The sequence below is a fragment of the Amycolatopsis sp. Hca4 genome, assembly GCF_013364075.1.
In the GTDB taxonomy this organism is placed as follows: domain Bacteria; phylum Actinomycetota; class Actinomycetes; order Mycobacteriales; family Pseudonocardiaceae; genus Amycolatopsis.
Map to the genome: position 1 here is coordinate 3,503,086 of NZ_CP054925.1, position 13,043 is coordinate 3,516,128.

10 protein-coding genes and 2 tRNA genes are annotated in these 13,043 nt (G+C 71.2%); 3 read left to right on the forward strand and 9 right to left on the reverse strand.

Annotated elements, in window-relative coordinates; translation table 11 throughout:
• Positions 1-32: 32 nt before the first annotated feature.
• From HUT10_RS15495 to HUT10_RS15505, 3 genes are all read right to left on the reverse strand, one after another.
• Positions 33-872: an SAM-dependent methyltransferase gene (locus HUT10_RS15495; RefSeq protein WP_176171860.1), complete on the reverse strand. Its 840-nt coding sequence runs from the start codon at positions 870-872 to the stop codon at positions 33-35.
• A 368-nt stretch (positions 873-1,240) separates the two neighbouring features.
• A complete protein-coding gene (locus HUT10_RS15500; protein ID WP_176171861.1) occupies positions 1,241-2,338 on the reverse strand; it encodes a hypothetical protein in 1,098 nt (365 codons plus the stop codon).
• Between the two features lie 129 nt (positions 2,339-2,467).
• Positions 2,468-2,893, reverse strand: coding sequence for a helix-turn-helix domain-containing protein (locus HUT10_RS15505; protein WP_176171862.1), 426 nt, complete (start codon positions 2,891-2,893; stop codon positions 2,468-2,470).
• Positions 2,894-3,046: 153 nt separating this feature from the next.
• Between HUT10_RS15505 and HUT10_RS15510 the strand changes: the two genes are divergently transcribed.
• Complete coding sequence (locus tag HUT10_RS15510) at positions 3,047-3,457, forward strand: hypothetical protein (RefSeq protein ID WP_176171863.1); 411 nt, start codon at positions 3,047-3,049, stop codon at positions 3,455-3,457.
• Positions 3,458-3,511: 54 nt separating this feature from the next.
• Here the strand turns inward: HUT10_RS15510 and HUT10_RS15515 are convergent, their stop codons facing one another.
• From HUT10_RS15515 to HUT10_RS15525, 3 genes are all read right to left on the reverse strand, one after another.
• On the reverse strand, positions 3,512-3,676 hold the full coding sequence (locus HUT10_RS15515) for a hypothetical protein (RefSeq protein ID WP_176171864.1): 165 nt from the start codon (positions 3,674-3,676) through the stop codon (positions 3,512-3,514).
• A gap of 129 nt (positions 3,677-3,805) precedes the next feature.
• Positions 3,806-4,348, reverse strand: a complete 543-nt coding sequence (locus HUT10_RS15520) for a type 1 glutamine amidotransferase domain-containing protein (protein ID WP_176171865.1) — start codon at positions 4,346-4,348, stop codon at positions 3,806-3,808.
• Positions 4,349-4,435: 87 nt separating this feature from the next.
• The gene (locus HUT10_RS15525; RefSeq protein WP_176171866.1) at positions 4,436-5,989 is read right to left on the reverse strand and encodes a SpoIIE family protein phosphatase; all 1,554 of its coding nucleotides are present in this window, start codon (positions 5,987-5,989) and stop codon (positions 4,436-4,438) included.
• 139 nt (positions 5,990-6,128) lie between these two features.
• Here HUT10_RS15525 and HUT10_RS15530 point away from each other — a divergent pair, with 139 nt between their 5' ends.
• Positions 6,129-10,802: a HAMP domain-containing protein gene (locus HUT10_RS15530; RefSeq protein WP_176177840.1), complete on the forward strand. Its 4,674-nt coding sequence runs from the start codon at positions 6,129-6,131 to the stop codon at positions 10,800-10,802.
• Here the strand turns inward: HUT10_RS15530 and HUT10_RS15535 are convergent.
• Positions 10,754-10,827, reverse strand: a tRNA-Gly gene (locus HUT10_RS15535). The two genes, HUT10_RS15530 and HUT10_RS15535, sit on opposite strands and share 49 nt — an antisense overlap.
• 79 nt (positions 10,828-10,906) lie before the next feature.
• Here HUT10_RS15535 and HUT10_RS15540 point away from each other — a divergent pair.
• Positions 10,907-10,980, forward strand: a tRNA-Pro gene (locus HUT10_RS15540).
• 484 nt (positions 10,981-11,464) lie between these two features.
• Here the strand turns inward: HUT10_RS15540 and HUT10_RS15545 are convergent.
• Positions 11,465-12,220, reverse strand: a complete 756-nt coding sequence (locus tag HUT10_RS15545) for an alpha/beta fold hydrolase (protein ID WP_176171867.1) — start codon at positions 12,218-12,220, stop codon at positions 11,465-11,467.
• Positions 12,217-13,011: an NAD(P)H-binding protein gene (locus HUT10_RS15550; protein ID WP_176171868.1), complete on the reverse strand. Its 795-nt coding sequence runs from the start codon at positions 13,009-13,011 to the stop codon at positions 12,217-12,219. The genes HUT10_RS15545 and HUT10_RS15550 overlap by 4 nt, the downstream gene beginning before the upstream one ends.
• Positions 13,012-13,043 lie beyond the last annotated feature (32 nt).

Here is a 13,043-nt window from a genome sequence, read left to right on the forward strand (position 1 = left end):
CCGTGGGCGTTCAGGCGGCCCCGCCTGAACGCTCACTGCTTGCGGGCGACCCCGCCGAGGGTGAGGAAGTTGAGCTCGCCCAGCGGGTGCAGGCGCGGGCCGTCCGGCCACCATTCGTGCAGGTAGACCAGGCCGGGCCGGAGCAGCTCGGTGCCGTCGAAGAACCCGGTGATCTGCTCGCGGGTGCGGTGGACGCTGCCCAGGCCGGTGCCCTGGAAGCTGGTCTCCAGCAGCCGCGCCAGCTCCTGGCGCGGGGAGTCCTCCTCCGGGTCGAAGTTGTGCGTGAGCAGCAGGAACGACCCGGGCGCGAGCGCGTCGACGTACTCGGAGACGATCGCCTTCGCGCGGTCGTAGTCGTCGATGTGGTGCACGATCGAGGTCAGGATCAACGCCACCGGACGGGTGAAGTCGAGGTACTCCTTGACGACCTCGTCGGCGAGCGTTTCGGCCGGCCGCGTCAGGTCGGCTCCGGTCACGTGGGTCAGGTAGTTCTCCTCGAGCAGCGCCCGGCCGTGCACCTGCACGACCGGGTCGTTGTCGACGTACACCACCTGCGCGTCCGGGTTGTACCGCTGCGCCACCTCGTGGGTGTTCTCCGCGGTGGGCATGCCGGAACCGAGGTCGAGGAACTGGTCGATGCCGCGCTTGCCGGCCAGGAACCGCACCGCGCGCACCAGCCAGTCGCGGTGTTCTTTAGCCATCGTCCGGGCGCCGGGCGCGATGGCCAGCAGCCGCCGCATCGCTTCGCGGTCCACTTCGTAGTGGTCGTGCCCGCCGAGCAGCGCGTCGGACAGCCGGGCCAGGCTCGCCTTGCTGAAATCGAGGGCGGCCGCACCGCCCCCGGTTCCGGACCGCAGGTCGCCAGGCGTCATCGGCTGCTCTCCCACTCTCCCCGTGGCGACGACACCCCTGCCCGGGTTTCGCTCACCGTGTCCGGCAACGGACAGTGCTCAGATTACGACATGCCGTTCACCAAGTGAACCGGGCACAAGGGCCTTGGCTGCCAGGGACAACTACCCGAAACGGCGCTGCCGGCGGGACTTTCCCCCATCCGTGGGTGGGGTGGGCCCCGCGGGGCTCAATCACCCGAATGGCAGCTCCCGCCACGTCCTTCCCCCGTCCGTGGTCCGGAACACGCCGAGGCGCTTCGGGGCCGGGCGGCCGGGTCGACCCCCGGCCGCCGCCAACCCAGCAGCCGGGAACCCGCGATCCGCCCGAACCAAGCCCCCTCCGGAACCCGCTACCCGAAACGCAGCTCCCGCCACGTCCTTCCCCCGTCCGTGGTCCGGTACACCGCCGACCCGCCCGACGCGTCCGGCTGGCCGTCCACCACGACGCCGACACCCCTGCCCGGGAAGTCCAGGTCGGTCAGCGCGAACCCGCGGTCGGACAGCTCCGCCGTCGTCCACGTGTGGCCGCCGTCGGCCGTGGTGTGCAGGAACCCGACTCCGCCGGCCACCGCCGCCACCGTTGCCGACTTCGGGGACGATGCCGCGAAGCCCTGGTTGATGCCCGCGAACGGGGCCGCGTCCGTTCCGCTGAACCGCGCTCCGAGCTGCGGGGCGTGCCGCAGCTGCCGTTCGGTCGAACCCGGCTGGGGCGAGCCCGGGCTGCTGCTGCACAACGCCACCACCTGCCCGTCGCGGACCGCGCTCAGCGAGGCCACCTGCCCCTCCGGGCACGGCGGGTCGGCCGGGGCGAACCGGGCGCCGTCGCGGGAGGTCCAGTACTGCTCGGTGCCGTAGTCGGCCCCGAGCGCGATCTGCAGACCACCTCCGACGGCCAGGTCGCCGTAGGTGAGGCCGCCCGTCGCGGAGAACCCGGGCACCGGGACCAGCGCCGGCGAACCCGCGGCCCCCGAATACAGCCGGGTCGAGCCGCGGCCATCGCCGTAGCTGGTGAGCAGGGCGAAGACGCGGCCGCCGGCCTCGGCGATCTTCGACAGGTAGTACGGCTCCCGGGCCCCGGCCGGCGTGACCGGCTGCCAGCTGACGCCGCCGTCGCGGGTCGTCAGGACGTGCACGCCGTCCTCGATGTACGCCACCCGGTCACCGAACACCCGCAGCGCGACGTGGTTGTGGTTGTCCGGCAGCGCCATCGGCGGCGCACCCAGCCGCCGCCAGTGCCGTCCGGCGTCGGTCGTGCCCAGCAGCACCGGGCACCACGTCCCGGCGCACGGCCGGTACCCCAGGACGTACCCCCGGTCCGGGCCGGTCCAGCTCGTCGACGCGGGCTGGAACCCGGAGGGGACCACGGGTTCCGCCGTCGCGGGCGAGGCGAACGCGGCGAGGAGGGCGATGACGGACACCAGCAGCGCAGCGCGCCGGGGAGTTCTCATGATCACCTGACGTCCCGTGCGCACCACGGGTTGCCCTCCGCACGCTGGTTGCGCCGCCCGGTTCAGCGCCCTGCCGCCGCCCGGGCGCCGAGCCCGGTCCGGACGTCTCCCGCACGAAGCGGACCGCGGTCAGGCCAGGTTTTCCGTGACCGAGGCGACCCAGCGCAGCAAATCGGCCCCGGCGGCCAGGTCACCGAGTACGATGATCTTCATCGTGGCACGCTCCCCGTCGTGGATGGTCTCGACGCGCAACGGCCGCTCGTCGCCGTCCCGGGGGCCGTTGACCGAGGCCAGGACCATGGTCGCGATCCGGTCGGCCGCCGCCCGGTCGACGCCGGCGATCTCGACGACCCCGGACAGCTCCGCCACCGGCGCCGCGGCCCGCTCGGCCACCGGCAGGCCGGTGAAGGCCGCCAGGTCCGCGGCCGCGATCCGGTACTGCTTGCCGATCCGGACCGCCTTCAGCCTGCCGTCCCGCACGTAGTTCCGGACCGTCCGGACGTGCAGTCCGAGCTTCGCGGCGACCTGTTCGACGGAGTAGACGTCTTGGGCCATGCCTCTCCTCGCATTCCGCAAACGACCGTATCACGCGCCGATTAGGGAAGTTTGCGGAGTCAGCGGTTCGCTCACCCGAGTGACGGGTACTCCCCGGTGTCACACAAGTCCGCCCAGATACGTCCACATCGGACAGTCGAAAGGACGCCGACGATGCCGTATCCCCCGCCCCCGGAGCCGTACGGAACGCCGTACGAGCCCGCCCCCACCGAAGAAATCGTGGAGCGCACCCACCCGCGGATCCGGGCCGTTCGCACGGTCAACGCCCTCATCCACCTGGTCTGCGCGGTGTTCGCGCTGGTCCTGGCCGTGCACATCGTGCTGGTGCTGGGCGGGGCGAACTCGGCGAACGGCTTCGCGCACCTGATCTCGGAGTGGTCGGCGGGCGTTTCGCTCGGCCTGCGGAACCTCTTCACGCCGGATTCGGAGGGGTTGCGGACGTTCCTCAACGACGGCCTCGCCGCCGTTCTCTGGCTCATCATCGGCGCCATCCTGACCGACGTCATCGCCCGGATCGGCATCCCCGGCCCGCGGCGCGTCTGGTACCGGCGCAGCTACCGCTGACCCACGTGAGAAGGCCTCCCCCGCCGCGGCGGGGGAGGCCTTCTCACGTGTTCGTCAGCCTCGGGGCTGTTCGGCAGCCGGTTGAACGGGCTCCGGCTCGGGCTCGGGCAGCGCCTGGCCGGCGGGCTCGCCGCCGCGGGGAGCGGGAACGCCCTCGGCGGCGATCGCGTCGAAGTGTTCACGGCACCAGCGGCCGTAGCGCCTTGCGTGCACAGTCATCGCGTCCACCTCCTCTCCGCGGGCGATCCTCGTCACACCATCAGCGTCCTCCGCCGCGGGGCCGAACGCCAACAGATTTAAGCCGGACTTAACAGACACGAACGGGTGACGTCCACAAAGGACGCGCGGTCAGCCCGCGAACTCGCGCACGACCGCCTGGCAGAACGCCGGCAGGTCGTCCGGGTTGCGGCTGGAGACCAGTCCGTTGTCCACGACGACCTCTTCGTCGACCACCGTGGCGCCGGCGTTGCGCAGGTCCGTCCGGATGCTCGGGTAGGACGTCAGCGTGCGGCCACGCACGACATCCGCTTCGGCGAGCGTCCACGGACCGTGGCAGATCACCCCGACCGGCTTGCCCGCGCGCACGAAGTCGCCGACGAACTTGACCGCGGCGGGGTCGGTGCGCAGGTGGTCGGGGTTCATCGTGCCGCCGGGCAGCAGCAGCGCGTCGAAGTCGCCGATTTCGACGTCGGCGACCTTCCGGTCCACCGGGAACCGGTCGCCCTTGTCGATGTCGCCGTTCATCGCCTGGATTTCACCGGTGTCCAGCGAAACCAGCTCGACCGTCGCGCCCTCGTCGAGGACGGCCTGGCGCGGCTTCTCCAGCTCGACCTGTTCGACGCCGTCCGCGGCCAGGATCGCGACCCGGCGTCCTTGCAGTGCGTTCGCCATGGGGCTCCTCCGTCGGAAAATCTGAGTGCACCGGGGTAATTACCCCCTCGCGACGGCGTCAAACTCAGTCCATTGAGGACGGTGCAATCAGTCGACGCATTCCACGGCGAGCACGGCGATATCGTCGTGTGCGGAGCTGCCGAGCCAGTCGCGAACGGACTGCCGCAGCTGCCGCACGACTTCGCGCGCCGGCTCGCCCGCCGCCGCCGTGAGCACAGCGCGCAACCGGTCGTCTCCGAAGAGTTCCGTCTGGTCGTGCCGGTTGCGGGCTTCGGTGATGCCGTCGGTGTACAGCAGGCAGACGTCTCCGCGCTCCAGCCGGACCTCCGCCTCGGCGAACCGGGCCTGCGGCGAGATGCCGACCAGCGTGCCCGGCACGGTGACCTCCTCGACCAGGCCCGACCGGCGGAGGATCAGCGGCGCCGGGTGGCCGCCCGAGGCCAGCGTCAGGCCGACGCCGCCGTCGGACGGCCGGGCCGTGCCCAGCACGAGGGTGGCGAACCGGCTGCTGCCGCCGGCGATGAGCAGCTCGTTGAGCAGCCGCAGCAGGGTGCGGCCGTCGCGTTCGACCATGGCGAGCGCGGTCAGCGCGTGCCGGACCCGGCCGGTCAGGGCCGCCGCCTCCGGGCCCTTGCCGCAGACGTCGCCGAGCACCAGGAACGCGCTGCCGTCGTCGTGGGGCAGCACGTCGAAGAAGTCGCCGCCGACGGTGAGCACCCCGCCCGCCGGCTCGTACCAGGTCTCGAACCGGGCGCCGTCGAGCTCCGGCGGGTCGACCGGGCGCAACGTCGTCTCCAGGCCGCGGGTCGCCTCTTCCTGCCGGGCGTAGCGCTGGGCGTTGGCCAGCGCCGTCCCGGCCGCGACGGCGAACTCGGCCACCGCGCGGGACTGCTCGGCGCCGAAGCCGGCGTCGCCGTGGCGGCCCAGCAGCAGGGCGCCGGTGACCTCGGCGCTCGCACTCGGGCCGAGCGAGACGACCGACACCTCGGCGTGCCCTTCGAGCCGGTCGGCGACCACCGACGGCAGGGTGGCGACCTCGGGCGCGGGCAGCGGGGCCTGCTGCGGCGGCCCGGTGGCCCCGAACGTCGCCGCCAGCACCGGCGCGACGTGCGGTGCGACCCGCCGGATCCGGCCGTGGCCCTGCGCGGCCGGGCGCTCGCAGCTCCACCACTCCCACCGGCCGCGGGTGGTCGGCAGCAGCACGAACACGGTCTCGGCCAGCGCGGACGCGGCCAGCTCGGCGATCACCCGGGCGGTGCCGTGCCGCCCGCGCGCGGCGGCCAGCCGGGGGCCGGCCTCGGCCAGGAAGTCGCCGACGCGCCGCTGCGGGACGTCGTCGGCGGGGACGGTCCAGGCGTGCCAGCCGCCGGGCAGCGCGCGGATCCGCGCCGGACGGCGCAGCCCGGCCACGTCCAGGTGACCTGCGGTTTCGGTGACCGAGTGCAGCTGCGGTCCGGTGTCCCCGGTCAGCGCTCGCGCGGCCGGGTTGGCCCAGCGCACCGCGCCCGTGGCGTCCTGCAGGAACACCGCGTCGCGGACGTCTTCGAGGGCCGCTCGGGTGAAGGCGTCGATGCCCGGCGGCCCGCCGTCACCGGTCACCGGCGGCAGGGCCGCCGAGGCCGGGGCCGGACGTGACACCATGCACGGACCTCCTGCCTCCGGACTGCTGTCGCACGGCTACCGCGTGAGCGGGCGGGCTGGCTCGAAGTGTAGGGCGAAGCATGGCACGCTGGGTCGACGACCATGGCTGGCGCATGCGTGGTGGAGAGGGTCGGCACACATGACAACGGAATCCCAGAGCGAGGCGGCCGCGCTCGAGCGGGTGCTCGTGGCGGTGCGGGATCTCGGGGACGGCAACTTCCGCCGGCGGCTCGTCCCGCACGGCGACGGCATCTCGGCGCAGCTCGCGGTCGCGTTCAACGACATCGCCGAGCGCAACCAGCGGCTGGTCAGCGAGCTGCTGCGGGTTCGCGCGGCCGTCGGCCAGGAGGGCAGGCTCAGCGAGCGGCTCGAAGGCCAGGTCGGCCCGGGCGGCTGGACCACCGCCGTCGACGCGGTGAACGGCCTGGTCGAGGACCTCACCCGGCCGGCGATCGAGCTGGAGCGCGTGCTCGGCGGGGTCGCCGACGGCGACCTGTCCCAGCCGATGACCCTCACCCTGGACGGGCGCCCGCTGCAGGGCGCGTACGCCACGCTGGCGAAGACGGTCAACGGCCTCATCGCGCAGCTGTCGCGCTTCGCCGCCGAAGTGACCAGGCTCTCCCGCGAGATCGCGGGTGAGGGACGTCTCGGCGGCCAGGCCGTCGTCCCGGGCGTGTCGGGCACCTGGCGCGACCTGACCGACTCGGTCAACTTCATGGCCGACAACCTCACCGAGCAGGTCCGCAACATCGCCCAGGTCACCACCGCCGTCGCGCGCGGCGACCTGACCCAGAAGATCAACGTCGACGCCCGCGGCGAGATCCTCGAGCTCAAGAACACCATCAACACGATGGTCGACCAGCTCTCGGCGTTCGCCGACGAGGTCACCCGGGTCTCCCGCGAGGTCGGTTCGGACGGCAAGCTCGGCGGCCAGGCACAGGTGCCGGGCGTCGCCGGGACGTGGCGCGACCTCACCGACTCGGTCAACCTGATGGCCGACAACCTCACCGACCAGGTCCGCGGGATCTCGCAGGTGGCGACCGCGGTGGCCAACGGCGACCTGACGAAGAAGATCGACGTCGACGCCCGCGGCGAGATCCTGCAGCTGAAGAACACGCTGAACACGATGGTCGACCAGCTCTCGGCGTTCGCCGGCGAAGTCACCCGGGTGGCGCGCGAGGTCGGCAGCGAGGGCAAGCTGGGCGGGCAGGCCGAGGTGCCGGGCGCGGCCGGGACGTGGCGCAGCCTCACCGACTCGGTCAACCAGATGGCCGACAACCTCACCGACCAGGTCCGGAACATCTCGCACGTCACCACGGCGGTGGCGAAGGGCGACCTGACCCAGAAGATCACCGTCGACGCCCGCGGCGAGTTCTTCGAGCTCAAGACGACCATGAACACCATGGTGGACCAGCTCTCCGCGTTCGCCGACGAAGTCACCCGGGTGGCGCGCGAGGTGGGCACCGAGGGTCAGCTGGGCGGCCAGGCGCAGGTCCCCGGCGTCGCCGGCACCTGGCGCGACCTGACCGGGTCCGTGAACTTCATGGCGAACAACCTGACCACCCAGGTCCGCAACATCGCCCAGGTCGCGACGGCCGTCGCGCGCGGCGACCTGACCCAGAAGATCGCGGTCGACGCCCGCGGCGAGATCCTCGAGCTCAAGACCACGCTGAACACGATGGTGGATCAGCTGTCCGCGTTCGCGGACGAAGTCACCCGAGTGGCGCGCGAGGTCGGCACCGAAGGCAAGCTCGGCGGCCAGGCCACCGTGCCCGGCGTCGCCGGGACCTGGAAGGACCTCACCGACAACGTCAACTCGATGGCGAACAACCTGACTGACCAGGTCCGGAACATCGCCACGGTGACGGCGGCGGTGGCGAAGGGCGACCTGACCCAGAAGATCACCGTCGACGCCCGCGGCGAGATCCTCGAGCTCAAGACCACGCTCAACACGATGGTGGATCAGCTGTCCGCGTTCGCCGACGAAGTCACCCGAGTGGCGCGCGAGGTCGGCACCGAAGGCATCCTCGGCGGCCAGGCGCGCGTGCGCGGCGTCGCCGGCACCTGGAAGGACCTCACCGACAACGTCAACGTCATGGCCGACAACCTGACCGACCAGGTCCGCAACATCGCCACGGTGGCGAGCGCGGTGGCCAACGGAGACCTGTCGAAGAAGATCCGGATCGAGGCCCAGGGCGAGGTCGCGGCGCTGGCCGAGACGCTGAACGGGATGGTCGAGACGCTGCGCGCGTTCGCCGACGAAGTCACCCGTGTCGCCCGCGAGGTCGGCACCGAAGGCATCCTCGGCGGCCAGGCGCGGGTGCCCGGTGTCGCCGGGACGTGGAAGGACCTGACCGAGAACGTCAACTTCATGGCGCACAACCTGACCAGCCAGGTGCGCAACATCTCCCAGGTCACGACGGCGGTCGCGAAGGGCGACCTGACGAAGAAGATCGACGTCGACGCCCGCGGCGAGATCCTCGAGCTGAAGACCACGATGAACACGATGGTCGACCAGCTCTCGGCGTTCGCCTCCGAGGTCACGCGGGTCGCCCGCGAGGTCGGCACCGAAGGCAAGCTGGGCGGCCAGGCCGAGGTCGACGGCGTGTCCGGCACCTGGCAGCGGCTCACCGAGAGCGTGAACCAGCTGGCCGGGAACCTGACCACGCAGGTCCGCGCGATCGCCCAGGTGGCGACGGCGGTGACGGCCGGCGACCTGACCCGGCACATCACGGTCGACGCGTCCGGCGAGGTCGCGGACCTCAAGGACAACATCAACCAGATGATCGCGAACCTCAAGGAGACGACGAGGACCAACCGCGAGCAGGACTGGCTGAAGACGAACCTCGCCCAGCTGTCCGGGCGGATGCAGGGCCACCGCGACCTGGCGTCGGTCGCGGCGCTGATCCTGTCCGAGCTGGCCCCGCTGGTCCGGGCCCAGCAGGGCGCGTTCTTCCTGGCCCGCGACGACGACCGCGACGGCACGGTGCTGGAGTGCATCGCCGCGTATGGACTGGCGCAGTCCCGCGCCGGGCTGCGGTTCGCGATGGGCGAGTCGCTGATCGGGCAGGCCGCCGTCGACCAGCGCACGGTGCTGGTGCACAACGCGCCGCCGGAGTACGCGCTGATCTCGTCCGGCCTGGGCTCGGCGGCGCCGGTGAACCTGATCGTGCTGCCGGTGCTGTTCCAGGGCGAGGTGCTCGGGGTGCTGGAGCTGGCCTCGGTGAACGAGTTCAGCACGGTCCACCAGGACCTGCTGGAGCAGCTGCGGCACACGATCGGCGTCAACGTGAACACGATCCTGTCGAACTCGCGGACCGAGGCGCTGCTGACCGAGTCGCAGCGGCTGGCCCAGGAGCTGCGGGCCCGGTCGGAGCAGCTGCAGGCCCAGCAGGGCGAGCTGCGGCGGTCGAACACCGAGCTGGCCGAGAAGGCCGCGCTGCTGGCCCAGCAGAACCGCGACATCGAGGTCAAGAACAGCGAGATCGAGCAGGCGCGGCAGGAGCTGGAGGAGCGCGCCGGGCAGCTGACGGTGGCGTCGCAGTACAAGACCGAGTTCATGGCGAACATGTCGCACGAGCTGCGGACGCCGTTGAACAGCGCGTTGATCCTGGCGAAGCTGCTGTCGGAGAACCCGGAAGGGAACCTGACGGAGAAGCAGATCCAGTTCGCGAAGACGATCTACGCGGCCGGGTCGGACCTGCAGCAGCTGATCAACGACATCCTCGACCTGGCGAAGGTCGAGGCGGGCCGGCTGGACCTGCAGATGACCGACATCACGCTGCCGGAGCTGGTGGACTACGTCGAGTCCCTGTGCCGGCCGCTGACCGCGGACAAGGGCCTGGAGTTCGCGGTCCACATCGACCCGCCGGTGCCGGGGAGCGTCCACACGGACGAGCACCGGTTGCAGCAGATCCTCCGCAACCTGCTGTCGAACGCGGCCAAGTTCACCGACGAGGGCGGCGTCCGCCTGCACATCCGCGCGGCCGACCCGGCGGAGGTGGAGCAGGAGTCGCTTCGCAACGCCCCCGGGATCATCGCGTTCGCGGTCGAGGACACCGGCATCGGGATCCCCGAGGAGAAGCTGGCGGTGATCTTCGAGGCGTTCCGCCAGGCGGACGGCACGACGAGCCGCAAGTACGGCGGCACGGGCCTGGGGCTGAACATCAGCCAGCAGCTGACGGAGCTGCTCGGGGGCGAGCTGCGCGTGGTGAGCGAGCCGGGCGTGGGTTCGACGTTCACCCTGTACCTCCCGGTGGCGGCGGCCAACCTGGTGGACCCGGCGTTGACGGCGCTGTCCTCCCCCCGGCTGCCACCGGTGCCGAGCACGGTCCTGGTGGCGGCCCCGGACGTCAGGCCGAAGCGCTTCCACGGCGAGAAGGTCCTGATCGTCGACGACGACCTCAGGAACGTGTTCGCCCTGGCGGCGGTCCTGGAGCAGGCGGGCCTGGAGGTGATCTACGCGGAGACGGGCGTGGACGGCATCCGGGCGCTGGAGCGCAACGAGGACACGGCGCTGGTCCTGATGGACGTGATGATGCCGGAGCTGGACGGCAACGCCACGATCGCGGCGATCAGGGCAGAAGCGGCGAACGCGGACCTGCCGGTGATCGCGGTCACAGCGAAGGCAACGGCGGAGGACAGGGCGAGGACGCTGGCGAGCGGGGCGGACGACTACATCACGAAGCCGGTGGACACGGACAAGCTGCTGGATGTGATCGCGGCGTCCTTGGAAGCGGACGCCGCGTCGACCCGTGACGTTTTTGGAGCGGGTGACGGGAATCGAACCCGCGTAGCTAGTTTGGAAGACTAGGGCTCTACCATTGAGCTACACCCGCGTGCCCCCGGAGGTACCCGGGTGCGTGGCCAGCTTAGCGTGACCCGCTAGGCTGATCACACACCCCCCTGGGGGTGTGCCGGGATGTGGCGCAGCTTGGTAGCGCATCCGCTTTGGGAGCGGAGGGTCGCAGGTTCAAATCCTGTCATCCCGACCGGATAGGCCTGTTCTGCACGCCCGGCGATCGCCGGGCGTGTTTGTTTGGGCGCTTTCTGTCATCATCGGCTAGCGTCGCGTTGCCGCGGCCGCTCCGATCCGCCCCTTCGCCTCGGTGGTCAGGTGGCAGCCCGTTTCGATCGAGATGACCGTGGTCGTGCCCGAGGAGAGCGTGAGCGCGGCTCCGTACTGGTCCTTCAGTTCGAAGCTGAGGAACGTGCGCTCGGCGTCACGGCTGTCGACGCCGGGGAATTCATTGGCGCCGCCCGACTGGCGACCGTCGTGCTTGTCGACCCAGCCGGAGATGCCGAGGCCTTCGGTCAGCTTCGTCTGCAGTGTCTCGCGGGCTTCTTCGTAGCGGGTGACGGCCTCGTCGATCGTCGGCCGCCGCAGGAGTTCGGCGTACTGCCCGCGACCACCGCGGCGGCCGACAAGGTTTTGGTCAGCATGGAAGCCATCTTCCCTACCGCCGTCCGAGCCGGTTACGAAGGAAGCCCCGCCAGCCAGGTCGCCAGGGTCGAGGCCAGTGCTTCCGGCTGTTCCTCCGGCGTGTGGTGCCCCGCCTTCTCCGGACGTCGCACCACCTCCAACGAGGCGAAGTTCCTCTCGCACCACTCCACCATCGACGGCGTCAGCATCGTGTCGAACCCCGGCTCGAACGTCACCAGCAGCTTGGGAACCTCCGCGGAAGACCCCAGCCACCTGTCGAACGCCTCGATCCGGGCGACCACCGATGCCGGCGAGCCGCCCAGGGGCATCGAGCGGGCCCACTGCAGCAGGGGACGCTCGAACGTCGTCGCGTACTCCGGCGGCAGACCCGGCAAGAAGCCGCCGAGCGAGCCTCCATCCTTGATCGCCCGGAACACCTCCGCCCCCGCCGGTGGGAACTCCTCCCACGTCATCGGCTTCACCACCGCCTCCGTGAAGGCCAACGCGCGCACCCGCGCGGGGTGCCGGGACGCCCAGTCCGCCGCCAGTGCGCCACCCCAGTCGTGGCCGACCAACACCACGTCGGTCAAGGACAACGAATCGAACCACTCGTCCAAGTAGCGGGCGTGATCCTCGAACGTGTAGGCGATGTCCGGCCGCGGGGACTCCCCCATGCCGATCAAGTCCGGGGCCAGCACCCGGCCCGGCAGGGACGGCATCACGTTGCGCCACAAGTAAGACGACGTCGGATTGCCGTGCAGCAACACCACCGGCGCCCCGGAACCCGAAGAACGGTGAGCCAGCGTCACTTGAACGCCCCCGCGAAGCGCGACGCCCACTCCGCGAACGGGCGCGGCGGGCGGCCCAAGACGGCGGCGATGTCCGGACTCACCTGCTGCTCCTCCGGCGTCGGCGAGCCGAGAACATCCAGCGTCACGGCCACCACCTCCGGCGGCATGAAGCCCGACATGACAGCGCGAGCCTCGTCGCGCGTCTGCGGAACGAAGCGCACCGGCTCGCCCACGGCCGCGCCGATCGCCGCCGCCTGGTCGCGGGGGGTGATCGGGGCCGGGCCCGTCAGCACGTACGACTTGCCCGCGTGCCCCTCCGCACGCAACGCCACCGCCGCCACCGCCGCGATGTCCTCCGGGTCCACCACCGGCAGCGCCACGTCCCCGAACGGCGCCACCACCTCGCGCGACGATCGCACGCTTTCCGCCCACTGCAGTGCGTTCGACGCGAACGCGCCCGGCTGGAGCAGTGTCCACTCCAGACCCGAGCGGCGTACCGACTCCTCCGTCACCGCCGGGTGGCGGCCGGTCGGCACGCCCTGGGACGACAGCACCACCACCTTGCGCACGCCCGCCGCTGCCGCGCGGGCGAGGACGTCGTCCAGGGGCACGAACGCGCCCGACACCATCAAGAACGCCGACGCGACGCCCGAAAACGACACCGACCCCAGATCTCCCTGCCGCACCACGACTCCCGGCGGGGCCGAGGTGATCCGGCGGGACACCGCCGTCACCTCTTCGCCCGCCTCCGCCAGCATCCGCACCAGCGGTGCTCCGACATTTCCCGTCGCTCCCACAACCATGATCATGGGAAAGACGCTACATTCGGGGTGATAGTAGG

Excerpts from the sequence above, each read along its gene's own strand:
- HUT10_RS15500 (WP_176171861.1), bottom strand. The coding sequence starts at position 2,338 with ATGAGAACTCCCCGGCGCGCTGCGCTGCTGGTGTCCGTCATCGCCCTC.
- HUT10_RS15495 (WP_176171860.1), bottom strand. The coding sequence starts at position 872 with ATGACGCCTGGCGACCTGCGGTCCGGAACCGGGGGCGGTGCGGCCGCC.
- HUT10_RS15510 (WP_176171863.1), top strand. The coding sequence starts at position 3,047 with ATGCCGTATCCCCCGCCCCCGGAGCCGTACGGAACGCCGTACGAGCCC.
- HUT10_RS15550 (WP_176171868.1), bottom strand. The coding sequence starts at position 13,011 with ATGATCATGGTTGTGGGAGCGACGGGAAATGTCGGAGCACCGCTGGTG.
- HUT10_RS15505 (WP_176171862.1), bottom strand. The coding sequence starts at position 2,893 with ATGGCCCAAGACGTCTACTCCGTCGAACAGGTCGCCGCGAAGCTCGGA.
- HUT10_RS15520 (WP_176171865.1), bottom strand. The coding sequence starts at position 4,348 with ATGGCGAACGCACTGCAAGGACGCCGGGTCGCGATCCTGGCCGCGGAC.
- HUT10_RS15530 (WP_176177840.1), top strand. The coding sequence starts at position 6,129 with ATGACAACGGAATCCCAGAGCGAGGCGGCCGCGCTCGAGCGGGTGCTC.
- HUT10_RS15515 (WP_176171864.1), bottom strand. The coding sequence starts at position 3,676 with ATGACTGTGCACGCAAGGCGCTACGGCCGCTGGTGCCGTGAACACTTC.
- HUT10_RS15525 (WP_176171866.1), bottom strand. The coding sequence starts at position 5,989 with ATGGTGTCACGTCCGGCCCCGGCCTCGGCGGCCCTGCCGCCGGTGACC.